Source organism: Streptomyces achromogenes (genome assembly GCF_030816715.1).
GTDB lineage: Bacteria > Actinomycetota > Actinomycetes > Streptomycetales > Streptomycetaceae > Streptomyces > Streptomyces achromogenes_A.
This window is the reverse complement of record NZ_JAUSYH010000001.1, coordinates 8,778,783-8,803,279: the sequence shown is the minus strand read 5'-3', so window position 1 is coordinate 8,803,279 and position 24,497 is coordinate 8,778,783. Positions and strand designations below refer to the sequence as shown.

The window sequence follows — 24,497 nt, the reverse complement described above, 5'->3', positions numbered from 1 at the left end:
ACCAACGAAACGCTGAACCTCACACCCACCCACCGACAACCTTGACCTCCCACTCTCCTCCACGACTCCGGGATCCGGCGTTTCCTGACCCGCCAACGTGGCGGCTTGTCGCACACAAGGCTCCAGGCAACCGGCAAACTCATCGACCTTTCTGTCAACTGTGGCCGGCTCCCCGGGAACTCAGCCCGCTGGTGGCTTTGCGTGATCCCCCGGGGCGTATCGGCTCCATGTCCCACCGGTCTCGTTGCGGAGCCCAGTAGTGGTCCCCCCCGTGGCAGCCGAGTGCGTCCGCGACGAGGGGACACGGAGTTCGAGGAGTTCTCCAAGCGCCCTACACGCGGGCTCCGAAGACCCTTGCCCTGGACTGGTGGGTCTGGTTTCGTACCGCGTTACGAGTGCGTGATCACGCAGACACGAGGAGAAACGAGCGGCGTGGACCGGGAAGCACAGGCGAGGATGAGGGACTTCCTGCCGGAAGGACTCGGTCAGGCGATACGGGAGACCGCCAGTGCCATCGCCGCGCTCCTGGACGGCGCGACGGACATGAGCGTTCCTGTACCGGGGTTGGAGTGGACCGTCGGCGAGACGGCCGCCCACCTGGCGCTGGCCAACGGCCTGATGGCCGGTCTCGCGTCCGGCCAGGAGCGCCCCTACGGAGACGGCACGCCGCACGGTCTCGCGGCGGCCAACGCGCAGAGTCTCGTCGAGTTCCCCGAGCGCACGGCGAAGCCGCTGGCCGCGATGATCGTGGAGCAGGCCGACGTATTCCTGGACGCGGTGGACCGAGCCGTCGCGGACGGGACCGCGGGCCGGACGCTCGCGACCCCGCTCGGTCCGATGGACCAGGACATTCTCGCCTCGTACCTGCTGACCCACATGCTGGGCCACGGTTACGATCTCGCCCGCGGGCTGCATCGGCCGCACATGATCAACGAGATCCGGGTCGGGTTGTGCCTGCCGTTCCTGAAGACAGCGATGCCGCGCGTCACCGCCTCCTCCACGCTGACGGCCCGTTACACCGTGCGCGTCCGGGGCGGCGCGCCATTCGGCGTCACGTTCACCGACGGCACGGTCGAGGTACTTCCTGACCCGCCGGAGCGTTCGGACTGCACCATCCTCACCGAGCCGGTCGCCTTCCTCCTCATCGCGCTGGGACGTCTGGGCCCGTGGCAGGCCATGGCACGCGGAGCGGTGCTCGCCTGGGGCCGCAAACCCTGGCTCGCCCCCCGCTTTCCCACGCTGTTCGTCGCACCCTGACCGTGGCGTTCCTTGACAAGCCCGGCGCTGAGAGCCGTCATGGCGGCGGCCCGAACGCCCCCGCCGGCAACGATCTTGGAATGGCACCGGTCAATCGAAAGCGCCAAGGCGCGTCCTGCTCGGCCGACTGCCGGCGGTTCTCACTCCTCCCTCCCCCGGCCAAAGGGGATAGACCAAGCCCCTGCGGCAGCCGCGAGCACGACGGCCCCCGTGGCTGGCGTCGTAGCGGGCAATCGCGGGGCGGGGCCGGCGTCAGCTCGGCTTCAGCATCACCGCCTGGCCGCCAGAGGGTGCCATGGCCATGCCGAGCGCGGTCGCCGAGGTGACGGTCCGGGTGCTCACCACTACGGGGGTCTGGTAGGCGGAGGCGCCTGGTGTGCCGTCGGCGTAGACCGTGGCCGTCCAGTTGCCGCTGCCGAGGAAGGACAGCGAGAGCGACAGCGTCCGGGCCGACTCGTTGGTCATCGCACCCAGGTACCACGCGGCGCCCTTGCGGCGGGCGACCGCGACGTACTGGCCGATCGAGCCGGCGAGGGTGTGACTCTCGTCCCAGGTGGTGGGGATGGCGTCGAACCACGGCAGCCCGGGCCAGTTCGCGGTGTTGGAGAACTTCGACGGCGAGTCGTACCAGTAGATGAAGTTGAGCGGCTGGTAGTACACCGCCGCCATCGCCATCTGGTGGGCGTTGGTGGTCTGGTCGCGTGACTGGCCGTAGCAGATGGTGTAGTCCATCGGTCCGCCGACGTTGCGGGCGAAGGGCAGCGTGACGTTGTGTGAGGCCGTCGGGAACTGCTCGTTGCCTCGAACGCCCTCCATGCTGACCCAGTTCGGGTAGGTGCGCTCGTAGCCGAACGGGCGAACGTCGTCGTGCATGTCGATCAGCAGGTTGTACTTGGCCGCCGTCTTCGCCCAGGCGGTGATCTGGTTCGTCATCGCCTGGGTGCCGTCGTTGATGAAGCCGAGTTTGACGCCCGCGAGGCCCCAGCTCCGGTAAAGGCCGAACAAGCTGTCCGCGTCGGCCAGCGCCATGGGGTTGACGTAGAGCAGCAGGCCGATGCCCTTGCCGGCTGCGTAGGAGAGGACGGTGGGCAGGTCGATCTCGGGGATGGACCTGGTGGCGTCGGCGGTGCCGCGCTCGGGACCGTACCAGCCGGAGTCGTACTCGATGTACTGCATGCCGCGCGCAACGGCGAAGTCGACGCCGGCCAGGCCGGCGGCGGTGGTCAGCTGGCAACGGAAGACCTTGCCCGGCTTGATCCACGACGTGTCGGACAGGACGTTCGCCGGGGCCAGGTTGAGGACCAGTTCGGCGTTGTCGACCAGTTCGGAGTGGGTGGAGCCGGTCACCACCGCGCGCCAGGGGGTGGCGAACGGAGTGGTCACCGTGGAAGTCGTCTGGACCGTCCCGCCCCCACGGGCGGTGTGCTCCATCAGGTGGGCGGCCAGTGCGTTCGGCTGGCCGGACACCGAACTCAGCATCAGGCGGGGGAAGTTGACCCGGGACGACTCACAGATGCAGGCGATCAGAGCGCCGTTCGCGTACGTGGCCGTCAGCGGGAGGTCGGTCAGCGGGCCGGTGTCGGTGCCGGAGGTCCCGGTGGACGGGATCGAGCCCGGGGCGACCGGGTTGTACGCGTCCTCGTCCCGGGCGCTGTAGACGAGCGTGCTGTCGGGGAGGACGAACGTCGTCAGCTCGTCGGCGACGGTGGCGACGCCCCTGTCCAGCAGCACGTACCGGAAGGCGACACCGGTGGGGTAGGCGCGGATCTGGACGCTGAAGTTGATGCGGGTGGCGGTGTCCTGGAGGTTCCAGCGCATCTCCTGGTGCCAGTCGCGGACGGTCGCGTTGCGGCCGTAGACCGGGCTCCAGGTGTTGTTGACGGTCCAGTGCTGGTAGTTGGTGACGACCGTGCCGCTGCGACCGAGCATCGTCCCGTCGCTCAGCTTCAGACCGAGGGCCGAGGTGTTGACGACGCTCGCGCCCCTGCGCTTGGCCGACCAGCTCAGCGTGCCGCCCGTCAGGGACATCGTGATCGTGGTGCTGCCGTCGGGGGCCGACGCGGTGACCGAGGCGTCCGCTGCGGCGGCGGTGCCCGTCGCAGCGACTCCGACCGCGGCGGCACCGACGGCGACCGCCGTGCCCTTGAGCAGTCCCCGCCGGGAAAGCGCCGGGGGCCGCCCTCCCGGGTCCGTCTCTGCGTCAGTCGGGCTTGATGGAATTCGCATGGCAGTGCACCCCTCCATCGAGTGGATCCGCGCCGGACCAGGACATCGGATGTTTCGGATGGCCACTTGCCCGCACGCCCTAACACAACCGAACAGTAATAAACGGTTTTCAACGCTTCGGCAGTTGTACGTCAGGGCGGGGGAAAGGTCAACAGTTCCTGCGGCGCGCATCCCGGCGCTCGGCCGAGCACCTCTCGACGCCCCCGGCTTCGACCTGCGTGACGCGCCCCAGCCCTGCAACCGGCCCGCCCGAAGACGCCATTGCCCACCAACGGCACCCGAAACCGGACAACGACCCGACCCGCACGCTGGACCGCGCCCCTTCGAAATACCCCGTGGTCATCCCGTGCGAAGCCGTCGGGGGGCCGTACCGCGAGGCCGGGCCGCTTCCCTCATCGCAAACAAAACCAATCACTTTCTCTTGACATCACAGCGCACCTGCCGCTGTCATGATCGACGGACATCCCATCCCCCCTTCCGTACTGCCGCGTGTGCCACCCTTCGCGGCCCCGCCCCTGTCGAACGTGCCGCCAAGCACCCACACCGTGTGCCACGGCCCGCACAGCCGACCGGCCTCGCTGCGGCCGGACACGTGGTCCTGTTCCTGGCGCTGCGTCATGACGTCATGACGTCATGTCAGAACCTCTCAGGAGAGGCAGAGCATGCCGAATCGAGCACCCCACCACAGACCCCCGCACGGCCGGTGCCACACGGTCACCGCCGCGTTCCTCACGCTGATCGGATGCCTCGCGGCTCTGCTGTTGCCCGCCGCGACCGCCCACGCCGCCACCGTCTCGTTCACCCTGGGCGCCACCAGGACCGACCAGAACGGCAACACCCTCCAGCTGCACGGGCTGGGCATCGTCAGGGTCGGCTCCATCTGGTACGGCTTCGGCGAGGACAAGACCGGTGAGGCGTCGACGGACACGTCTTTCCAGGACATCCCCTGCTACACCTCGACCGACCTCGCCAACTGGACCTACCAGGGCCAGGCCCTGAGCAGGCAGAGCAGCGGCGACCTGGGACCGGACCGGGTCGTGGAGCGGCCGAAGGTCATCTACAACGCGTCGACCAGCACGTACGTGATGTACATGCACATCGACAGCAGGAACTACTCCGACGCCAGGGTCGGTGTGGCGACCAGCAGCACCCCCTGCGGCCCGTACACCTACCGGGGCAGCTTCCGGCCGATGGGCAACCTCAGCCGTGACATCGGCCTGTTCCAGGACACCGACGGCACCGGCTATCTGATGAGCGAGGACCGCAACAACGGCCTGCGCGTCTACCAGCTCTCCGCCGACTACCTCTCCGTCGGCAGCCTGGTGACGACCCTGGGCAGCGGTGGCAGCGGCGGCAGCGTCGAGTCGCCCGCCATGGTGAAGGTCGACGGCAGGTACTACGTCTTCGGCTCCCACCTGACGGGCTGGAGCCTGAACGACAACATCTACGCGACCGCCACCTCACTGAGCGGACCGTGGTCGGCGTTCCGCAACTTCGCCGCTCCCGGCACCCGCACCTACGGCAGCCAGACGGCGAACGTCATCACCGTCCAGGGCACCTCCGGCACCACCTACATCTACGCCGGCGACCGCTGGGATCCAGGCAACCTGGGCGAGTCGAAGCTGATCTGGCTTCCGCTGACCATCAGGGGCACGACGGTGAACCTCGGCCAGTACCCCACCTGGTCCCTCGACGCGTCGGCGGGCACCTGGACGCCCGACTCCGGTGTGCCCACCAACGCGGTGCACACGCTCACCAACGCGGGCAGCTCCCTGCTGATGGACGTCGCGAGCGGTTCCACCGCGACCGGCGCCAAGATCATCCAGTGGCAGTCCAACGGCGGCGACAACCAGAAGTGGACGCTGAACCGGGTCGCGGACAACATCTTCACCCTCAAGAGCGTGAAGAGCGGTCTGTGCCTGGACGTCCCGAGCAGGTCCACCGCGGAGAACGTCCAACTGCAGCAGTGGACCTGCAACGGCGGCACCAACCAGCAGTTCGCTGCCGATCTCGTAGGCAGCCTGACCGGCACCAAGTTCATGCTCGTCAACGTCAACAGTGGACTGACCATCGGCGTGGACTCCACCTCCACCACGGCGGGCGCCGGCGTCGTCCAACTGACCGGCGCCAACGCGGCCGGCCAGCAGTGGACGATGTCGTGACCGTCCGGACGTGCTCTGTCTGCAACCGCCCCAGGCCGCTCTCGCCGGCGCAGGCCTCACACGCGGGCCGGACATGACGGGCGGATGATCCCTTCCGAAGCCGGGAGCCGGGCGGGTCGCTGACGTGGCCCTGCCCGTCGCCTCGACGTGAATGCCTCGCGCGCACCACGCGAGGCGTCCACGTTCGGTACCGGGCGTCGGCCCGGCCCGGCCCGTCTCCGCGGTCAGCTCCGGGAATTGGTCGTCGTCCCTCGACCGTCGGCGGGTCGAGGACGATGTCGAAGCGGACCTGTGTCCAGGTGCCCTCGACGACCCGCCGGTGCGGCGTCGGAGTGCCCGCCGGATGCCGGTGAAGTTCTTGACCAGGGTCTCCTTGACGCCGAAGTCCGTGTCGGAGTCGAGCAGTTCGTCGCCCCGGACGAAGGCGGGCCTTGACCCCTGATCTTGGACAGACGAGACACTGGGTCCTGGGGATCAATTCCGAGACCCTGCGGAACTCGGTCCGGGCAGTTGGCTCGAGCCGGCCGCGGGGAGGCCGGGCCGAGGCACCCGCCGATCCGCCCACGCCGCCGGAGGCGGAGAATGCCGCTCTACGCAAGAAGCTCCGTGAACTGGAGGAAGAACGCGAGATCCCGCGCAAGGCGGCCAGGTATTTCGCACGGCGCCGCCGGCAACGCGGCGGGTCGTCCCCCGGCCCGCTGTTGCCGCGTCAGCCCGTGGCACCGCCGTGGTTCCGCAGGACGTTCAGTGCCCTGTCGAAGGCCGAGTCCCTCTTCTTGTCGAACTCCTCCTTCGTGAAGACCGGCTCAGTGAGGTGCGGCGGAATGCCCGTGCCGTCGAAGGTCCTTGCCGACCGGGTCAGGAACTCCTCGTTCGGCAGCCAGGCCGACATGCCGTTGGGGAGCTTGCGCGGCATGACGTCCGAGAAGACGCCCTGTGTGGGCTGCCCGATCCGGACCATCCTGCCGGGCCGGTCCATGAGGGCCTGGGTGAAGGTCTCCCCCGCGCTGACGGTCGAGCCGCCGGTCAGCACGGCGACCGGCCCGGTGTAACGGGGGCCCTGGGCGGGCGTGACGTACGCGCGCTGGGGGCGGGTGTGCCGGGTGGGGTCGGCCGGGTTGTTGCGGGCCCGTTTGGAATAGGCGAGGTAGGACGTGTCGGTGAGGCGCTCGGCGATGTGGATTCCCAGGGCGTCGAAGCCGCCGCCATTGATCCGCACGTCGATGACCAGGCCCTTCAGGCGCTGGGTGCGCTCCTGGCTGAGGACCGTGTCCAGCGTCCTGTCGAGTTCGGCCAGCTGGGCGGCGTAGGGGGCGCCGTCGTCCGCGTATCCGCCGAAGCCGGAGATCCGCAGATAGCCCTGCCAGCCGGGGAGGTCTGCGTAGGTGATCCGCCCGCTGGCGAAGTCCTGGAGGTTCCGGGCGTCCTTGAGGTCGCGCGCCACGATGAACGTCTTGACCTTGGTGTCCAACTCCTCGGTGGGCATGACGGTGCCGGGGCGCACCTGTGCGAAGACCCGATCGCCGTCCTGGACGGCGACGTGGGCGTCGTAGAGCGGCTCGACCATCTCGCTGAACACGGCGTAGAGCTCGTCCCTCGTCGTCCCGGCGTGTACCCGGGGCCGGTATCGGTCGCGTACGGCGTGCCAGTCGATGCCCTTGGCGGAAAAGAAGGGGTAGTTCTCCTCGAAGGAATGCCAGAAGACGTCGAAGGCAGCGAGCGGCCCCAGGGGGGCCGGACGCGTGCAGGCGTCGGGCAACTCCGGGATCCGGCGCAGGTTCCGGTCGCCGACGGAGCCGTCCACCCGCAGGGACCCGCGGTCGCGGCCTGCGGGGGTGCGCACGGTGAGGACAGTGCCGTCGGGCATGGTGTAGGTGCCGGGACCGGTCCGCTGCGCGGAATCGCCCTTGAGGCAGCTGACGGCGGTGGTCTGGTACTCCTGGAAGATGCCGTTCCGGATCAACAGCAATGTGCCGTAGCCGTCCATGCGCCAGATTCCGTCGGGGCCCTGCTGGTGGGCAGTGGCAGCCGGCGCGGCTGGGCCGGCGAGGGCCAGGGCAGTGACGGTGGCGGTGGCGGCGGTAGCCGTGGCGAAACGCACGATCCTGCCTTCTCTGTAGGCGACTTGCTCGGACAGCACCACGGTCGCCGACATCGCGTTCTCTCCGCCATCCGGCTGCCCTCATGATCGGCAGTAGGGTCAGCCCCCGCTACCGGCAGGGCCCGCAGGCGATCGCAGTTGGGCCTGGACGCCCTGATGGCTGACGTTGAGACTCCCCCACTGTCCCTGCCGGCTGGCGTCGCGTGGGTGAGTATCCCCACGCCCGCCAGCTGTTCGACCTTGTGCTGGAAGAATTGGGGCTGTTGCCGCTGATCTCGAAGGATCTTGCCAAGGCACGGTGGACAGCGGTCCAGTGGACAGAACCCGCTCTGCACTCCGGCATGGCGTCCCGGGTCGAGACCTGGGCCGGGTTCCCAGCTCACGACGACAGCGTCCGCCTGGCAGCGCCCCCGCAGTCCATCGGTGTCGCCGCCGGATGGGGGCCAGGTCGAATCCCGCTCGCTCGAGCGTCCGACATCCTTCAGCGAGCAGCGCGTCTGCTCTGCCTCGGTGGCCACTCAGCCACGTTGCCCCGGTGTCGAGCCCACGACAGGCGCTCCGTATTTCGGAAGGCGTTACGTCAGAGGGGACGAGAGCACCGGGGATCGTGGAGAGCGAGGGCCCTGCGGGGGCGCGAACGGCTTCTCAGACGAGGCGCTTGCGACCCCAGATGAAGAGGAAGGCCACGATGCCGACCGTCAGGGCGAACAGAATCGACGCCCCGAGCCACTGCATACCGCTCATCTGCGAGATGGGGAGGTAATCCACCGACGCGCCGACGATGTCCGCCTTCTTCATGCACGACGTGGTCGCCTCCTCCGACAGCGTGTCCGCACACGTGGTCAAGTCGAACCGTTTCCCGCTGCCGCTGACATACGAGGTGTCGAGCCAGTGTGCGGTGCGGGGCACCGAGGGGAAGGTGATCGTAGTGCCGGGACTGACCGGCTTGCTGGTGGCTGTGACGATGTCGCCGAGCGACAGCTTGAAGTAGCCCCAGACGGCCTGGAGGGCGACGGTGAATCCGAGGGTCACGACCATGGCCGCCAGCGTGCGGCGCAGGATCACACCGATCAGCACCCCGCCGAACACGGAGAGGAGGGAGAGGGCGACGGGCACCGGACCCGTGGTGTTGAAGAACTCCCGGGAGGCCCAGTCGATGTCCGCGTAGTGGAGCTTGATGGGGCTCCACCACCAGGCGAACACAGCCGACAGCGTGACCGTGGTCACCGTCACCACCAGCCCGGCCAGCGCCAGCTTCGTGGCGAGCCAGCGGTTGCGGCTCACGGACTGGGCGGCGATCAGCTTGGCCGTGCCGTTCTCCAGGTCGCCCGCGAGCAGCGGGGCGCCGAGGAGGACACCGAGCATGACGGGTATCGCCGTGAGACCCGTGGTGACGGTAGTGAACGCGCCGATGTACGGCTTGAACTCCTTTTCCGCGTCGTCGAGGTTCTTGGCGGGAAAGCCGTAGGCGCCGAGGAAGTCCATCATCTGGCCGCGCTGGTAGACCATCCAGGCCACGCAAAGCACGGTGGCGGCGATCATGGTCCAGAACGCGGCCCGGTGCTGGCGCCAGACCAGCCAGGTCATACCACTCAGGCGGGGCCGCCGGGTGGCCTGCGTGGTGGTCGCGTTCCGGGCGCCGTGCCTGGGTCCGTTCTTGGTTGCGTTCATGGTGCCGTTCATCGTCTCGTTCGTCGTCCTGTTCTCGCCGTCGGTCGGGGGGCGGGTGAAGGTGCTCATGCCGCCACCGTCCCGGTGCCGAACGCCTGACCCTGGACCTGGGCGGTGGGGGTGATCAGCGGTGGCGCGTCGGGGGAGCGGAGATAAGCGAGCAGGAGTTCCTCCATGCTCGGGGCGGCCACCTCCCAGGGGCCGGTGACCGGGCCCTCCGGGCGGATGAGCGCGGTGAACTGCCGACCGCTGGTCCGGGACTCGACCAGGGTGTGGTACCCGAGGTCGGCGGGCAGGCCCTCGCCCTCCCGGGCCCCGGTGACCACGGTGTGCACGGTCATCAGGTCGTCCACGTCACCGGCAAGGCGCACTCCGCCGCCGGAGACGACGACGAGGAAGTCGCACACGTTGTCGAGTTCGGCGAGGACGTGGGTGGACATCAGCACGGTGGTGCCGCGCTCGCCCGCCTCGGCGAGGAGGGTGCCCATGAGTTCGTGGCGCACGACCGGATCGAGGTCCGACATCGGCTCGTCGAGCAGCAGCAGGTCAGGGCGCTTTCCGAAGGCCAGGGCGACGGCGACGCGGGTGCGCTGGCCGCCGGAGAGGGTGCCGATCTTCGCGTCGAAGGGCACGTTGCCCGCGCGGACGATGTCCTCGGCGGCGCGCTGGTCCCAGCCGGGGTTCAGCTCCCGCCCCATCCGCAGGGTCTCCGCCACGGTGAAGCGACGGAACAGCGGCTTCTCCTGCGCGAGGAAGGCCGTACGCCGACCGGACTCCACCGCGCCCGGCGCCTCACCGAACAGACTGAGCGAGCCCCGCGTCGGCTTCAGGACATGGGCCGCAAGGTTCAGCAGCGTGGTCTTGCCCGCCCCGTTGGGGCCGACGAGCCCGCAGATCCTGCCCGCCGGAAGCCGGAAGGTGCAGTCCCGCAGCGCCCAGCCCCGCCGGTAGCGCATCCCCAGCCCGTGCGCCTCGAGCGCCGGCTCCCCCGCGTACATGACGTCACTCACCTGTGCTCCTCGTTGTCCTGGCCCCCGTGACCGCCTTGGTCCCGGGGGCGTACTGCCTTTCCAGCGCCGCCGCGACCAGCGCGGCGACGTCCTCCTGCTCCAGACCGGCCCCGGCCGCCTTCGCCATCCACGCCACCAGCTCCCCGTACAGCGGCGAGTCGGTGCCCGTCTCGGCGCGGCCCAGCGTGCGGCGCACGAAGGTGCCCAGGCCCGGTCGCGGTTCGACCAGACCCTCGCGCTCCAGCTCGCGGTACGCCTTGAGAGTGGTGTTCGGATTGACCGCGCTCGTCTCGGCGACGTCCTTCGCGGTGGGCAGCCGGTCACCCGGCACCAGTACGCCCAGCCGCAGGGCCTGCTTGGTCTGCTGCACGATCTGCTGGAAGGCGGGGACACCGCTCCGCCTGTCGATGCGGTACTCCACGGCCACCACCCCTCCATCATCATTCCACTACTTGATTAGTGGAATGATGATGGAGGGGTGTGACGGCAGTTGTCAACGGGGTCCGGGAGCTGTCCAGAGACAGACCAGGAGACAGGAAGCGGCAAGGACGGGGCGAGGAAGAGACGAGATCCGGTGTCCGGTGTCCGGTGTCCGGTGTCCGGTGTCCGGTGTGCCCGGAGGGACCTGAGAGGCTCCGCCCCACCCCGCCGCCCTCGGAGGGTGTCAAGGATCAGCGAAGTACGCTCCTGCCCATGGATACGTTCTTACCGTTCCTGATCCTGGCCGCGATCCTCGCGGGGGTGCTGGGCTTCTTCGCTTGGCTGGCCTCACGTATTCGCCGTCGGGGCCTCGCAGGCGGTGCCATGAGCGCAGCCTTGGCCTCGTATGAAGAGGCATTCCGCGTCACGGCTCACGAATCTCACGTGGAGAGCCGGGCGCAAGCGCAGCGCAGGGCGCCGATCCTGTCGCCCGACGAGCACTGGGGACGAAGCCCCGGTGAAGCCGGCCCTGCGGCGGCAGTGCATCGTCGGCCGCGTTCTCGCCGGCCTCGACGGGGCCGTGGGGGCTGGGTCGGTCGATGGAGGCGCGGTCACTGACCACCGGTCACAGCAAGTGGAACGCCGGGCACGCTCCCGACGCGCTGCACCTGCCCCTTTCCCGTCTGGCGGCAGGGGCGCCGCTCCCGGCGGCAGCGCAGGGCAGGCCGGTGGTCACGATCTGCCGCTCCGGGGCATCACCGCCGCCACCCTCACCGGCGGCACCGCCGCCTGGACGCACCTCGGCCACGACACCCACCGCCCGGCCGGCACCCGCACCCCCTGAGCCATGGACCGCCAAGTCCGCCTCGCCGCCGGAACCCTCGTCCTGACCGGCCTGATCGTCGGGCCACGCTGGAATGCCGCCCGCTGGCTCTCTGCGGGCGTCGCGGGCGGCCTGGTCTTCTCCGCCCTCACCAACACCTGCGGCACGGCCAAGATCCTCGCCAAGCTCCCCCACAACCAGCCCAAGGCCACCGACCTGGACGACACCCTCACCGCCCTGACCGGCTGACCCCGTGGCCGCGAAAGCGGGTGACGTTCTCGTCGCGCGGTGCCAGGCATGAGGCGGATCAATGACGCGCATGCGGCCAGGCATCGGCGTGCCGTGCTGCATAGATGTAGTCGAGGCCGTCGTATCCGGTTTCGTCGAGTTGCTCTGCTCGGGTCAGACCGGCGCGCACTGCGACGCGTTGCGAGGCGATGTTGGCCGGCCGGACGCGGGCGATCAGTGGGAGATCGGGAACGTGGCGGGATGCCCAGGTGGTGACCGTCGCCGCGGCCTCGCTCGCGAAGCCCTGGCCCCAGGCCGACGGCGCGAAGCGGTAGAAGAGGTTGAGGACTTTCATGCCACGCAGTTCCATGGGCTTGATCCCGCAGAATCCCAGTTGCAGGGCGGAGTCGTGGCGTCGGACGACCCAGTACCCGTATCCGCACCGCTGCCACTGGTCGTTCCAGCGGCGATACAGTTCCCTGGCTTCATCGAGCCGGGTGAGCGCGTCGGAGGGGTTGTGGAGGCAGGTTTCGGGGTCACGGTGGATCGTGAAGATCGCGTCGATGTCGGCTTCGGTCGGACGCCGCAACGACAGTCGGGCGGTTCGCAGTTGTCCGTCTGCCGGGTTCAGGTCACTCATATGACGATCGTAGAAGTGCGTCGGGTGGCCCTGGCCGGGTAGTCGGTCCACGTGCGGACCGGTGAGTCCGGCGCGACGTTCGTCTTCGGCTTGGCCCAGGCGTTGCGCCAGCGGACGTAGGAGGCGTGTCCTGCCGCGCTCCCGGTCCTGCTGTACGGCCGTCTCGATCAGGCCGCCGCGGCTGAGGCACAGCGTGTGCTGACCAACACCCTGTTCAGCTCACCGAGATGAACCCGGTCATGCCGGAGGTCCTTCCCTTTCCGCTTCGTTTCGCAGGCGACCCGCAGGTTCCTGATCAGGTCGGCCACGGCCCCGATTCACCGGTGTGGCTGCAGCCGCGAGGCCGGTCACGGCTGGTCGCGTGGCTCTCCCCGCCCCCGGCTTCCCCCGGCTTTGGAGAGAAGGCCCTCGCGCAGTTGCAACGGTGCCATGCCGTGCCAGCGGCGGACAGCCCGGCGCAGGGCGCGTTCGTCGGAGAAGCCCGTTTGGCGGGCGACCTCGCGGAGGGTGATTTGGGGGCGGTGCAGGAGCTGTTCGACGCGTTCACGGCGGACGCCCTCGACGATCGCCCCGTAGGAGGTGCCGCAGTCGGCCAGGCGGCGGCGCAGCGTCCGCTCGCTCGACGCGTGTCTGCGGGCCTGTCCGGAGAAGGAGGGGACGACCGGGAGGCTCTGCGTGAGAGAGATCTCCAGGATCTCCAGCAGGTCCTGCTGACGGCGGCGGGATGCCATCTGCGCTTCGAGGAGTTCAAGGGTCGAGGCGTAGGTGACCGGATCGCGGCCGGGCATCGGCCGGTTGATACATGCCTGCGGTACCACCAGCCGGTTGCGGAGGGCGCCGAAGTGCAGGGGGCAGCGGAAGAGGTCGCGGAAGGGCTGGACGTCGCGCGGGGCGGCGAAGGCGAAGTGGTCAGCCGGCTCACCTCGCTTCTGCACCGGTCACGACAGAGCACCACAGAATGCTCCGGTGTCCCGGTGCAGAGCGCGCTTCGACGATTGCCGGGGAGGACCGCGCAGCGCGAACGAGTACGGTGCGAGGCCGACTACTTGGCGTACATCAGCGTGCCGAAGCCGAGCTGGTCGTAACCGCCGCTGGTGGCTCCGTAGTCACCGCCGCCCCCCTCGGGAGAGGCGACGTTGTAGTACATGGCGGAGACGTACTTGTCGTCCAGGCCCAGACGCCGGTTGTAGTGGAAGTGGAGCATGGCCCACACCGGCCGGACCTGACCGCGGGAGCCGGCGGCCACCACCGTCTGGGACGACTGAGCACAGCTCTGCCCGGTGCCCCAGGTGTAGGTGGTGTACGGCACCTCCTGGCCGAGGTTGTACTTGGCCACGTACTGGGCGGCCTTCATGAAGCGCCGGCTGTCGTACGAGTACAGGTCGTCGCCCTGGTTCCAGGCCATCTCGCAGATCGCGCCCATCTGCCCCATGCCCATGACGGTGTGGCCCTGGTCTCGGCCGGACTCCTGCCACTGTCCCAGCGCGTAACCGTCGGAGTCGGTGAAGAGGTAGGGGACGGCGTGCGCGAGGGAGCCGTTGCCCGCGCCCGACGTGAAGTAGGTGACGGCCTGGTCGTACTTGGCCGCGCTGTCGGTGAGGATCCCGATGGCCATGACCGACGCCATGTTGCACAGGTCCCAGTTGGCCCAGTAGTTGGTGATGCATGCGCCGTTGTGGCGGGTCAGGAAGTCGTTGTTGAGGGGGTAGAAGACGTTGACCATCATCTCCTGGAAGGCAGCGAGATCGAACCCCGCGTAGCCGCGCATGAGTTCGGCGGCCTGGCACAACTCCCAGCCGTAGATGCCGGCCGCGAGGAACCGGTCCGCGTTGCCGGTGACGGTGGTCAGCGTGGACGACCACGCGTTGAGGATCTTCGAGGCGGTGTCGCCGTTGGCCGCGGTGCCGCCCACCTGCCAGCGCAGTGCGTTCTGGTAGGCGGCGGCGATGTCGTTGTAGAGGATCCCGTAGTTCTCACCCGTACCGCCGCGGATGATCGTGGCCTGCGGGTTGGGGGTCCAGGTGGACTGCGCGTGGGAGTTGGCGGTCAGTCTGTTCCAGCCGGACAGCCAGGGGTCGGTGCCGGCGGCGACGCGCACCTTGGCGCGGTGGATGTCACCGGCGTTGTGGAGCATGCCGGGGTGGATGAAGGTCGTCGGCGCCGCGCCGGCGGGGGTGCCCGCCAGCACGGCCGCCGTGCCCCCGAGGGCGAGTGCGGCCGTGAGGCCGCCCGCGGTCCTCAGTAGACCGCGGCGGCCCAGCAGATCGTGTTCGAGGGGCTGGTGGGGGGAGATGCGGCTCATCTCGGTGTGACTCCAATCCGTGGGGGGATCAGTCGGAGTTGATGCTCACCTCGTCGAACTCGGTGGTGACGAGGGTCAGGGGGTCGCGGGAGCAGACCACGAGACCCACGTGGGAGGGGGCGTCGCCGAAGCCGGGGATGTCGCCGGAGGCGAGGGCGGTCCAGGTGGCGCCGTCGTCGGTGGAGACGGCCGCGGCGAAGGCGGTCCCCGTGCGTTTCAGCCTCAGCAGCAGAGGCAGATGGAGGGTGGGGGCGGTACCGGAGAAGACGGATGCGCCGGCCACCGCCCTGCGCAGCATCAACTGGGCGGCGGTCCCGCCGGTGACGACGAGCCCGGCGGCCTGGTCGAACGGCGACAGGGACTTGGCCATCAGCAGTCCGACCCGGTCGGCGGTGGCTCCGGTTCGGGAGAGGAGCCGGGCGGTGGCCGTGCAGTCACCGATGACCGGCCGGCGTACGAACTGCCCGGTCATGCCCTGGCCGTTGGCGTTCAGATCGATGCCCGCGCCGCGGACGGTGAACGTCCCACCGTCGTAGGAGGTGCTGCCGGGCGTGCGGATCGCCACCACACCGAGCGTCCCGTAGGCGCGGTCGTCGAGGATGACGTCGCCGAGGTCGCCGTAGGTCCAGGGGACGGGCGGTGGCGTGCCGACGGTGAGGGTGAGGGGTGCGGTCGTGTGGCCGGAGGCGTTGCCCGCTCCGGTGGTGACGTCGAACTCGCCGGTCCGGGCGGGTGTTCCGGAGATCAGGCCGGTGCGCCGGTCGAGGCGCAAACCGCCGGGGAGGCCGTCGGCGGCGAACCGGACGGGCTCGTGTGTGGCGCGGAGAAGATGCCGGAAGGGCACACCCTTGTTCGCGAACGCCTGTGATCTGGAGGTGATGCCGGGTTCGGCCGGGGTGGGCATCGCGGCGGTGGCCGGTTCGGACAGCGGTCCGCGTCCGCCGGCGCTCGTCTTCGCGACGGCGTAGTGGTACGTCGTGCCGGGCTCCCCGGTCCCGTCCGCGTAACGTACGCGGGTGCCGAAGCCGACGGGGCCGGTGCCGGTCGCGATCGTGCGGTAGGGGCCGTCCGCATGCGGGGCCCGCAGCACCGTGAAGCGGGCCGAGGGATCCGGATGGGTCCAGGTCAGTTCGATGGCGTCGGCACCGGTGGTGGCCGTGAGGCCGGTGCCGGTGAGGGCGGGGCGCGGCGTGGACCAGATTTCGCCGCCCGAAGCCGTCACGACGGTGACGTTGTCGAAGGCGCCGGCGCCGGTCTCGGCGTAGTCCTCGTCGACACCGAGACATGAGGTGAGGACGAGCCCCGCGTAGGTGGTACGCCCCAACGCGACCTCCGTCGAGCCGACTTCGCTCCAATGCATGCCGTCCGGGGAGATCGCGCCGGTGCATCGGCGGCCCCTGCGGGTGACGCGCACCCAGTACGGCGCCCGCAGCCGGTAGCCGTCGCCGGCGCCCTCGACGTACGGCGCCTCCAGTGGGGTCGCCGACTCCGGCAGCGCGCCGAGGGAGGAGATCGGGAAGGAGGCGTTCACTGTGATCGCCTCCTGCTGGGACGGTGGCACGGGCGTGCTGCCGGTGGCGGAGACAGCGGCGCCGGTGGTCGGCCGTACGCTCCACACACCGCTCCAGGTGTGCAGCGGCAGCCCCTGGATCAGCATGGCGGCGTGGGCGGCGTCCGCGTCGAGGGAGTCGCGGAGGGTGACGCCGATCTTGGAGTACTGGGAGCTGAGGGGCCACACGATCCGCGCGGTGACCGTCCCGTCGCCGCGCAGGGGCAGGTGCGCGAAGTGGTAGGTGTCGGCGGTGCCGCTCGCCTCCAGGACGAACCGCTCGCCGTCGAAGGAGGCCGAGCCGGGGACGTGCACGGTGCCGAGGTCCTGGGCGGCCCAGCGGCCGGGGAGACCGGCGCCGGCGCAGACCGTGCTCGAAACACCGCTGCCGCCTAGGGAGTTGGTCGCGGAGACGGTGTAGTGATACGTGCGTCCCGGGCGCGTCGCGGTGTCCGTGTACGTCGGCCGGTCGACCGCGGTGGCGATCTCCTCGTACGGGCCCTCGGGCTGGGCGGCCCTGCGGACCGTGTACGTGCTCGCCCCGGCGGACGGCAGCCAGCTCACGGTGACGGACCTGGCGGCGCCGACCGCGGTGACGCCCGCCGGGGCCGTGGGCACGGCCGGGGCGGTGGGCCTCATGCCGGCGTAGGCGAGTGTGCCCCAGCTGGGCAGGTCGTCGTTGCTGCCCTCGACGACGCGGGTGCCGCCCGCGCCCCGGAAGACGGCCGCCTCGGTGTACGGCGCGTCGAGGCCGCGGACTCCCGTGTAGTGGGCGTATGCCATCTCGTAGATGGGCGGCAGAGAACCGCGGCCGGTCGCGGAAACCGACTTCTTGACGTACTTGCCGGTGCGGTCGAGGTCGGGGGCGAAGGGGACGTCGTTTCCCAGGTTGTAGCAGGCGGCGTACTCGAAGTTGGCGAGGATGCGGTGGGCGTCGAAGCCCCACAGGTCGACGCCCTGGTGCCAGGCGACCTGGGCGATGTCGCCGGTCAGGCCGACGGCGAGCTGCTCGTGGCCCTGGTCCCGGCCGGACTCCTGGCCCTGGCCGGCGTCGGTGACGACGCGGTGCGGGACGCTGCCGTTGCCGGCGCCGGCCGCGGCGAAACGCAGCGCATCCTCGAAGAGCACGGGCTCCTCGCAGAACGCGCCGATGGCCAGGATGGTCTGAAGGGCCGTCAGGTCCCAGTTGCCGTTGGCGTAGAGCATGTAACCGGACACGGCCGGATACCAGACGTCGAGGAAGGAGCGTTCACAGCGGGCGATGTCCGCGTCCGGCCATCCGTCGTAGTCACCGTGGCGCAGCAGCTCGGCCGCGTTGACGAACTTGAAGGCCTGCAGCCCGGCACCGAGCGGGCCGTCCGCGCCGGTGACCGCCGCCAGGGACGCCGACCACGCGTCGAGGATGTCGCGCGCCTTGTCCGCATGGGCCCGCTCGCCCGTGACGGACCACATGAGCGCGTTCTGGTAGGCGGCGGCCGAGTCGGCGACGGCCTGGTTCTGGAAGTTGGAGGGGCCGCGGCCCCATGAGGTGATCTGCCCGGTGTTCTGGACGGCGTACGTCGACTTCGATCGGGCGTGCGCGGCCAACGCCAGGTATCCGTCGTAGACGGGTGACTGCCGGGCGGTGACGGCGGCCCTCATCCGAGCCAGATCGGCGGCGGTGTGCAACAGGCCGGGGTGCGTGAAGGTCCGGGTACGGGTCTCGTGTTGTGCGGCGGCCCGGGCCGTTCCGGGCGCGAGCAGTCCGCTCGCGCCCGACACCAGCAGCAGGGCGGTCGTGCCGCCGAGGAAGCCCCGGCGGCTCGGAGTGGGAGTGCTCATGACGCGGCGGCCGCCTCTGCCTCGGCGGTCGTGAGGAACTTCAGGTTCGTGACGTGCTCGTTGTAGAACCACTGGATCGCGTCGGTGGTGTAGTACCAGCTCGGCTTCTTCATCGAGTCGGCGATGGCCACCCCGTTGATCACGAGGTTCTCGAAGACGACGTTGTCGATGGCGTGATCCGCGTCGTAGCCGAGGAACAGCGACGGGCTGGCGTGGGTGCCCGTGTAGCTGAGATTCTTGACGTACACGTCCTGGATGCCGCGCCCCACCGAGGTGTTGTACTTCGGGTTGAACATCACCTTCATGTAGATGACCTGGCCCCAGCGGAAGTCCTCGATACGGACGTCCTCGATACGGACGTTCTTGATGAGGTTGGAGTCGCCGGGGTTGAGGGCGATGCAGCCCTGGTAGTTCATCTGGGGCTCGCGGTGGTCGAGGACGTCGATGTTCCTGATGACCAGGTTCTCGAGCGTCTCGGGGGCGTCGGTGTTGCCGTGCGTGCCGACGTTGATGGGGTGGGCGACATCGGCCCACAGCGTGCAGTTCTGGATGGTGATGTCGCGGGTGTCGCCGTAGTAGTCCCAGCGGTGGCAGTAGATGGCGAAGCAGTCGTCGGAGTTGCGCATGAAACAGCCGTCGAAAACGATCTCCGTCGAGGAGAAGACGTCGAAACCGTCTCCATTGCCCTTCGAGCTGAACGCGCGCGCTTTCGTGACGTGCACGTTCTCGCTCATGCCGAACGTGCCGGCGTAGCCGTTCGGGTTCATGATGATGACGTCCTCGACGCGGATGTTCCTGCTGCCCTCACAGAGGATCGCCCCCGCGCCGCCGTTGATCATGCCGTGCCCCCTGAGCGCGGACTTCTCCACGTTCTTGAAGAACACCTGCGCCTGCAGGACCGCGCCGCCCGCGAGATAGACGGTCTTGCCGCTGGGGACGGTGAGGACGTTGCCGGTGACGGTGTGCACGCCGGGACCGAAGTAGATGACGTCCGGGTCGTCGGCGCTGCACGGGTGCTGCTCCACGTGGTTGGTGATGACGTGCAGACAGTCGAATATCTCGTCGTTGATCTGGACGACTACGTCCCGCGGCTCGTCGAGGGTGAACACCAGTGTGTCACCGCCGACTTCCGGCTTGATGCCCAGGACGTCCGGTCGCACCCGGGCCTTGGTGGTGCCGCCCTTGAGGTTGGTGACCTCGATCTCGACGGCGCCTCGGAAGTCGAAGTAGACCATCGACGAGTTGTACACCTTGCCGGAGCCCGTGGTGGCGTTGATCTCCTCGAGCTGCGGACGGTAGACGTCCAGGGTCTGCCACTCGCCGCCGCGGGCGGTGCGGACCCGCACCTTGAAGCTGGTGTTCGTCGGCATGGACGTCGGCCGCGGGTAGGTGACCAGCTTCGGTGGCGACTTGGCGTCGTCGGCGTGGGCAGCGGTGCCCGTCGGTCCACCCGACAGACCGGCGGCGAGGACGGTGGCGCCCGCCGCCCGGAGCGCGGTACGGCGGGACAGGGACGTTTCCATGGGTGACTCCTTGCAACAAGGGGGTACGAAGGGCTACTTGCGTCCGGTGGTGGACTTCCGGCGACGGAGCCGCGCTGGGCGACGAGAAAGATCAGCGGGAATCGGGACGACGTGGCACAGCACCGAGACAGCGGCCGGGAGGTTGTTCACGGGCGGTCCGCTCGGGGTGACGTACGGGGTCATGACGGCGACGGACAGGGTGGTGCGGTCGCTGGACTGGAGCAGCACGGGGCGGCGAAGTCGCATCAGCGCCAGGCGCACGCGATCACGAAGCTCGCGGCCGGGACCGGGACCGGCCTGGACTGCGGCAGGAAGATCCGATCAGCCCGCGCGCACTCCCAGGGATGACCGAGGCACGCCGTGCGATTTTCAGCAACCGGTTTCTACAGGCGATGCAGGGAGCTTCCTTCCGAGCGCACGCCGCGTCAAGAGGGAGGACGTGATTTCGAAAACTGTGGAGCTGCCGAAGAAGGGGCCTCAGCCCTTGCGTTCCGACCGATCCCGACAACCGGTTGCCTGCCGGCCAGCAGAAACACAGCCCTGTGCCCGTGCCGATGGGACCCTCACCCGTATCGCGAGACAGATCGAAGTAACCGGTTTCCGATCTCGCACGGGACCGGTGCCCGGCACCGCGCATCAGGCAGCACCATGCCTTTGACCTTCATCCGCCCCCACCACACGATTGACCGGCCCCCTCGTCGGTCATACGGTAGAACGCGCTTTCAGAAACGGTTTCTACTCCCCTCTCGAGCACCCACTGCCTGTCGCCCCCACTCGCCCCCTTGCCTCCCACCCCAGGAGAGCCATGCCCAGCGCTCAGCCACCCAGGGCCGTGTTCGCGATCGATCCGGTCCACCTCCCCCTGCTCTTCCCCCCGCCGCTCCTGGCCCGGCTGAGGCAGGCGTCCGCCCTCGACCCGGCCCTCGTGGTACGGGACTTCGCGGATCCCTCGGCCGCGCCGGCCCTCGCCGACGCCGAGGTCCTGATCACCGGCTGGGGCTGCCCCCGCCTGGACGCAGATCTCCTGGCCGCCGCCCCACGCCTGCGCACCGTCCTGCACGCCGCCGGCTCCGTCCGCTCCCTCGTCGGCGATGCCCTGTGGGAGCGCGGGATCACCGTGTCCAGCGCGGTGACCGCCAACGCCCTGCCGGTCGCGGAGTACACCCTCGCCATGATCCTGCTCGCCGGCAAGGACACCTTCGCCCACCGCGAGCGCTTCCGCGCCACCCACACCCACCCGTCCCCGGCCGAGACCGCCGCCACCGGCAACGTCGGCCGCCGCATCGGGATCATCGGCGCCTCGCGCGTGGGCCGCCGCCTGCTGGAACTGCTCCGTCCGTTCGACTTCACGATCCTGCTGCACGACCCCTACGTGAGCTCCGCCGAGGCGGCATCGCTGGGGGCCGAACTGCTGTCGCTGGAGGACCTGTTGAGGTCCAGCGACATCGTGTCGCTGCACGCGCCCGACATCCCGGAGACCTACCGGATGCTTGACGCGGATCGACTGGCCCTCATCCGGGACGGCGGCGTGTTGATCAACACCTCCCGCGGCGCACTGATCGACCCCGACGCACTCGTGGGCGAACTGGTCTCCGGCCGCCTTCACGCCGTCCTCGACGTCACCGAACCCGAACCGCTCCCCCCGGGCTCCCCGCTGTACCGCCTGCCCAACGTCTTCCTCACCCCGCACATCGCGGGCTCGCTCGGCAACGAACTGGAACGCCTCGGCCGCATCGTGACGGAGGAACTGGAACGCCTGGCCTCGGACCTCCCCCTCCTCCATGAGGTACGGCACACGGACCTGGCCCGTGCCGCATGAGCACGCCGCGGGCCGAGCCGCCCCCGCACCGCGCCGACGGCTCGCACCCACCCGCCTCGACCGGGCCGGACATTCAGTACACTCCCGACAAAGGACGACGTCAGCCGACCACACGAAAGCCCACGCCAGTCCACAGCCCCCGACCCACCCCGAACCGGTGGGATACGGTTCCGTCACCCAGGCCCGTCGCCCCATCCAAGGAGCCCTCCGGTGAGTCAGCGCAAGTCGCCCGGTGACCCCGCCCGCGCCACCATCCGCGACGTCGCGGAGCGGTCCGGCGTCTCGGTCGCCAGCGTCTCGCGCGTCCTGTCCGGCAACTATCCGGTGTCGGAGGATCTGCGCCGCCGCGTGATGAAGGTGGTCCAGGATCTGGACTACGTCACCAACGCCCACGCCCGTTCGCTGGCAGGCGGCGGCACGCCCACCGTGGCGATCCTCATCAACAACATCACCGGGGCCGCGTTCGCCCACGTGGCCAAGGGGGTCGAGGGCGCCGCCAGCCTCCGCGGCTGGCTGTCACTCGTCGGCACCACGGGCGACGACCCGGAACGCGAACTCGCTCTCGTCAACCTCATGCGCCAGCAGGGTGTGGCGGCGGTCGTCCTGCTCGGCGGCGCCTACGACTACGACGAGTACCAGTTGCGCATGGCACGTTTCGCCCGTTCCCTGGACGCGGCCGGCTCCCATCTGGTCCTCGTGGGCAGGCCGCCGCTCGAGGGCGACGTGCCGGCCACGACGGTGGACTACGACAACGAGGGCGGCGCCTACGCCATGGCCAGCCACCTGCTGTCGGCCGGACACCGCAGGGTCCTCGTCCTGCCCGGCCCCGCCGAACTCACCACCGCTCAGGGCAGGCTGAGGGGGGCGCAGCGGGCGTTCGAGGCTTTTGGCGTGCCGTTCGACCCGGGCATGGTGCGGCACGGGCCGTACGACGACGAGCACGGCTACCGCGCCGTCGAGACGGCGTTGCGCGAGACTCCGGACTTCACAGCGGTGCTGGCGGGGACCGACGTGGTGGCGGCGGGGGCGATGCAGGCGCTGAGGGCCGCCGGGCTTCGCGTCCCGGAGGACGTGTCCATCGTCGGCTACGACGACATCCCGCTCGCTTCCCAACTGACGCCCCAGCTCACCACAGTGCACGTGCCGTACGAGGAGATGGGGAGGGCCGCCCTGCGCGCGGTGGCCGACCGCCGTGAGGACGGGCCGAGACGCCGTAAGGGCGCCGACGGCGACCACCTGGTGCTGGGCACGCATGTCGTCGTACGTCACTCCGTGCAGGCGCCGCGTCGCTCCCGCTGACGCCCTTCCGCACTCCCTCAGGTAGCAATGTTTCCGTAACCGTTTACTGACTGCGATCAGCCGGACTCCCCACCAGTTCAACAAATCCCGCCACACCTCTTGCTACTTCCAAGCCGCCCGGCCTACCGTCACGGGAACCGCTTTCTACCTCTTCCGCTTGTGGGGATCCCACCCCGAGCCGACGGTTCCCGGCCCCTTCCGCCGCCCCCCCCCACGCCCGGCCCGCCACCGAAGCCCTCTCGGCTCCGAGCGCCGTCCGTCCTGTCGTTGCGAGACGCCTACATTGCGAAGGAATACGCCAGATGAACTTCACCAGCCCCCGGAGAAGGTTCGCCCACGCCGCCGTCGCGGGTCTCGCGCTCACCGGCCTGCTCTCCGCCTGCGGCGGATCCGGCTCGGGGGCCGACGCCAAGTCGTCCGGGCCGGTCACCCTGCCCTTCTGGGGCTGGGCCAACGGCCAGGAGGCCGTCGTGACGGCGTTCAACGCCTCACACAAGGACATCAAGATCAAGTACACCAAGGTCACCGACCAGTTGACGATGCAGAAGCAGCTGACCAATGCGGTCAAGGCAGGCAACGCGCCGTGCCTGGTGCAGAACACCGCCGAGTACGTGACCAGTTGGGTCTCGCAGGGTGCTCTCGCCGACGTCTCCCAGTACGTCGACGCCGCCAAGGGCAAGTTCAACCCCGGCGCGTGGGCGAGCGCGCAGGTGCAGGACAGAACCTACGGCGTCCCGACCAGCTCGTCGCCGAACTTCACGATCTACCGCACCGACGTCTTCGAGAAGTACGGCATCAAGCCGCCCGCCACCTGGGACGACTTCATAGCGGCGGGCAAGGAGCTGAAGAAGCACGGCGTCAAGATCACCAACTACGCCGGTGAGGACCCGAGCACCCTGGAGGTGCTGGCCATGCAGGCTGGCGCTCACTGGTACGCGATCGACGGCAACTCCTGGAAGGTGGCCTTCCAGGACGCCGGGACGCTCAAGGCCGCCAAGGTGATCCAGGACGTCATCGACAACGACCTGAACTCCACACTGTCGTTCGCGGACTACGCGGCCGTGCAGCGCAACTACGACAACGGCGCCACCGCGACCCGGCAGATCTCCACCTGGCAGATGGCCGGCATGGCGCAGAACTTCACCAAGTCCTTCGGCAAGTGGGCCCTCTCGCCCTGGCCCACGTTCCAGGGCGAGGCGGCCAGAACCCCGGCCGGCACCAACCTCACCGGCAGTGTCACGCTGGTGACCAAGCAGTGCACGAACCAGGAGCAGGCCGCACAGGCGGCGCTGTGGATGTCCACCGACGCCGGCGCGGTCAAGACGATGTCCAGTCCGACGACCGGCAACGGCGTGTTCCCCGCGCTCGCCGACAACCAGTCCTACGTCGCCGGGTCCATCTCCGACAAGCTGCTCGGCAAGAACTACCAGCCGGCCCAGAAGGTCGTCACGGACAGCCTGAGCACCGTGACCACGGACTGGACCTTCGGTCCGAACTGGACCGCCATGTTCTCGGAGATGCAGGCCGGTTGGGCGAAGGTGGTCAACAAGCAGGAGAAGGTCACCGATCTGCTCGCGCACATGCAGCAGTGGACGGTCCAGGACCTGAAGTCCCGCGGCATCAGCGTCAAGGGCTAGAGGCAGAGG

At 69.2% G+C, this 24,497-nt stretch carries 16 protein-coding genes and 2 pseudogenes; 7 read left to right on the top strand and 11 right to left on the bottom strand.

Annotation, left to right across the window (positions count from 1 at the left end):
• Positions 1 to 456: 456 nt before the first annotated feature.
• A complete protein-coding gene (locus tag QF032_RS38655; protein WP_373430514.1) occupies positions 457 to 1,257 on the top strand; it encodes a maleylpyruvate isomerase family mycothiol-dependent enzyme in 801 nt (266 codons plus the stop codon).
• Between the two features lie 252 nt (positions 1,258 to 1,509).
• Here the strand turns inward: QF032_RS38655 and QF032_RS38650 are convergent, their stop codons facing one another.
• Complete coding sequence (locus QF032_RS38650) at positions 1,510 to 3,483, bottom strand: glycoside hydrolase family 97 protein (RefSeq protein ID WP_307059762.1); 1,974 nt, start codon at positions 3,481 to 3,483, stop codon at positions 1,510 to 1,512.
• 662 nt (positions 3,484 to 4,145) lie between these two features.
• On the opposite strand from QF032_RS38650, the gene QF032_RS38645 reads away from it, so the two are divergent.
• Positions 4,146 to 5,645, top strand: coding sequence for an RICIN domain-containing protein (locus QF032_RS38645; RefSeq protein ID WP_307059759.1), 1,500 nt, complete (start codon positions 4,146 to 4,148; stop codon positions 5,643 to 5,645).
• Between the two features lie 709 nt (positions 5,646 to 6,354).
• Here QF032_RS38645 and QF032_RS38640 read toward each other — a convergent pair.
• The 4 genes from QF032_RS38640 to QF032_RS38625 all read right to left on the bottom strand — a co-directional run bounded on the left by QF032_RS38640 (position 6,355) and on the right by QF032_RS38625 (position 10,857).
• Positions 6,355 to 7,800 (bottom strand): S41 family peptidase, encoded by a 1,446-nt coding sequence (locus tag QF032_RS38640; RefSeq protein WP_307059757.1) that lies wholly within the window; start codon positions 7,798 to 7,800, stop codon positions 6,355 to 6,357.
• Between the two features lie 591 nt (positions 7,801 to 8,391).
• Positions 8,392 to 9,486: an ABC transporter permease subunit gene (locus QF032_RS38635; RefSeq protein WP_307049331.1), complete on the bottom strand. Its 1,095-nt coding sequence runs from the start codon at positions 9,484 to 9,486 to the stop codon at positions 8,392 to 8,394.
• A complete protein-coding gene (locus QF032_RS38630) occupies positions 9,483 to 10,415 on the bottom strand; it encodes an ABC transporter ATP-binding protein (protein ID WP_307050529.1) in 933 nt (310 codons plus the stop codon). Before QF032_RS38630 ends, QF032_RS38635 begins: the two co-directional genes overlap by 4 nt.
• A gap of 4 nt (positions 10,416 to 10,419) precedes the next feature.
• A complete protein-coding gene (locus QF032_RS38625; protein WP_307059755.1) occupies positions 10,420 to 10,857 on the bottom strand; it encodes a GntR family transcriptional regulator in 438 nt (145 codons plus the stop codon).
• A gap of 622 nt (positions 10,858 to 11,479) precedes the next feature.
• On the opposite strand from QF032_RS38625, the pseudogene QF032_RS40790 reads away from it, so the two are divergent.
• Positions 11,480 to 11,599: pseudogene (locus QF032_RS40790) on the top strand (rhodanese-like domain-containing protein); the annotation flags it as partial.
• Positions 11,600 to 11,694: 95 nt separating this feature from the next.
• Positions 11,695 to 11,919 (top strand): YgaP family membrane protein, encoded by a 225-nt coding sequence (locus tag QF032_RS40785; RefSeq protein ID WP_373430440.1) that lies wholly within the window; start codon positions 11,695 to 11,697, stop codon positions 11,917 to 11,919.
• Positions 11,920 to 11,977: 58 nt separating this feature from the next.
• Here the strand turns inward: QF032_RS40785 and QF032_RS38615 are convergent, their stop codons facing one another.
• The 6 genes and pseudogenes from QF032_RS38615 to QF032_RS38590 form a co-directional block, all read right to left on the bottom strand.
• Positions 11,978 to 12,538 (bottom strand): GNAT family N-acetyltransferase, encoded by a 561-nt coding sequence (locus tag QF032_RS38615; RefSeq protein WP_307049327.1) that lies wholly within the window; start codon positions 12,536 to 12,538, stop codon positions 11,978 to 11,980.
• A gap of 347 nt (positions 12,539 to 12,885) precedes the next feature.
• Positions 12,886 to 13,443, bottom strand: a pseudogene (locus QF032_RS38610) (helix-turn-helix domain-containing protein); the annotation flags it as partial.
• Positions 13,444 to 13,580: 137 nt separating this feature from the next.
• Complete coding sequence (locus QF032_RS38605; RefSeq protein ID WP_307049325.1) at positions 13,581 to 14,840, bottom strand: alginate lyase family protein; 1,260 nt, start codon at positions 14,838 to 14,840, stop codon at positions 13,581 to 13,583.
• Positions 14,841 to 14,868: 28 nt separating this feature from the next.
• Positions 14,869 to 18,210, bottom strand: coding sequence for an alginate lyase family protein (locus QF032_RS38600; RefSeq protein ID WP_307059753.1), 3,342 nt, complete (start codon positions 18,208 to 18,210; stop codon positions 14,869 to 14,871).
• Entirely contained in the window at positions 18,207 to 19,733 is a 1,527-nt protein-coding gene (locus QF032_RS38595) for a glycosyl hydrolase family 28 protein (RefSeq protein WP_307059751.1), read from the bottom strand. Before QF032_RS38595 ends, QF032_RS38600 begins: the two co-directional genes overlap by 4 nt.
• Positions 19,734 to 19,766: 33 nt before the next feature.
• Entirely contained in the window at positions 19,767 to 19,994 is a 228-nt protein-coding gene (locus QF032_RS38590; protein ID WP_307049319.1) for a hypothetical protein, read from the bottom strand.
• A gap of 544 nt (positions 19,995 to 20,538) precedes the next feature.
• Between QF032_RS38590 and QF032_RS38585 the strand changes: the two genes are divergently transcribed.
• The 3 genes from QF032_RS38585 to QF032_RS38575 all read left to right on the top strand — a co-directional run bounded on the left by QF032_RS38585 (position 20,539) and on the right by QF032_RS38575 (position 24,488).
• Positions 20,539 to 21,552, top strand: a complete 1,014-nt coding sequence (locus tag QF032_RS38585) for a hydroxyacid dehydrogenase (RefSeq protein ID WP_307059749.1) — start codon at positions 20,539 to 20,541, stop codon at positions 21,550 to 21,552.
• A 210-nt stretch (positions 21,553 to 21,762) separates the two neighbouring features.
• Complete coding sequence (locus tag QF032_RS38580; protein ID WP_307049317.1) at positions 21,763 to 22,851, top strand: LacI family DNA-binding transcriptional regulator; 1,089 nt, start codon at positions 21,763 to 21,765, stop codon at positions 22,849 to 22,851.
• A 302-nt stretch (positions 22,852 to 23,153) separates the two neighbouring features.
• A complete protein-coding gene (locus QF032_RS38575) occupies positions 23,154 to 24,488 on the top strand; it encodes an ABC transporter substrate-binding protein (protein WP_307049315.1) in 1,335 nt (444 codons plus the stop codon).
• Positions 24,489 to 24,497: the final 9 nt, after the last annotated feature.

Coding starts and splice junctions, on each gene's coding strand:
- QF032_RS38635 (WP_307049331.1), bottom strand. CDS start 9,486: ATGAGCACCTTCACCCGCCCCCCGACCGACGGCGAGAACAGGACGACG.
- QF032_RS38585 (WP_307059749.1), top strand. CDS start 20,539: ATGCCCAGCGCTCAGCCACCCAGGGCCGTGTTCGCGATCGATCCGGTC.
- QF032_RS38650 (WP_307059762.1), bottom strand. CDS start 3,483: ATGCGAATTCCATCAAGCCCGACTGACGCAGAGACGGACCCGGGAGGG.
- QF032_RS38605 (WP_307049325.1), bottom strand. CDS start 14,840: ATGAGCCGCATCTCCCCCCACCAGCCCCTCGAACACGATCTGCTGGGC.
- QF032_RS38645 (WP_307059759.1), top strand. CDS start 4,146: ATGCCGAATCGAGCACCCCACCACAGACCCCCGCACGGCCGGTGCCAC.
- QF032_RS38640 (WP_307059757.1), bottom strand. CDS start 7,800: ATGTCGGCGACCGTGGTGCTGTCCGAGCAAGTCGCCTACAGAGAAGGC.
- QF032_RS38615 (WP_307049327.1), bottom strand. CDS start 12,538: ATGAGTGACCTGAACCCGGCAGACGGACAACTGCGAACCGCCCGACTG.
- QF032_RS38630 (WP_307050529.1), bottom strand. CDS start 10,415: ATGTACGCGGGGGAGCCGGCGCTCGAGGCGCACGGGCTGGGGATGCGC.
- QF032_RS38655 (WP_373430514.1), top strand. CDS start 457: ATGAGGGACTTCCTGCCGGAAGGACTCGGTCAGGCGATACGGGAGACC.
- QF032_RS38595 (WP_307059751.1), bottom strand. CDS start 19,733: ATGGAAACGTCCCTGTCCCGCCGTACCGCGCTCCGGGCGGCGGGCGCC.
- QF032_RS38600 (WP_307059753.1), bottom strand. CDS start 18,210: ATGAGCACTCCCACTCCGAGCCGCCGGGGCTTCCTCGGCGGCACGACC.
- QF032_RS40785 (WP_373430440.1), top strand. CDS start 11,695: ATGGACCGCCAAGTCCGCCTCGCCGCCGGAACCCTCGTCCTGACCGGC.
- QF032_RS38575 (WP_307049315.1), top strand. CDS start 23,154: ATGAACTTCACCAGCCCCCGGAGAAGGTTCGCCCACGCCGCCGTCGCG.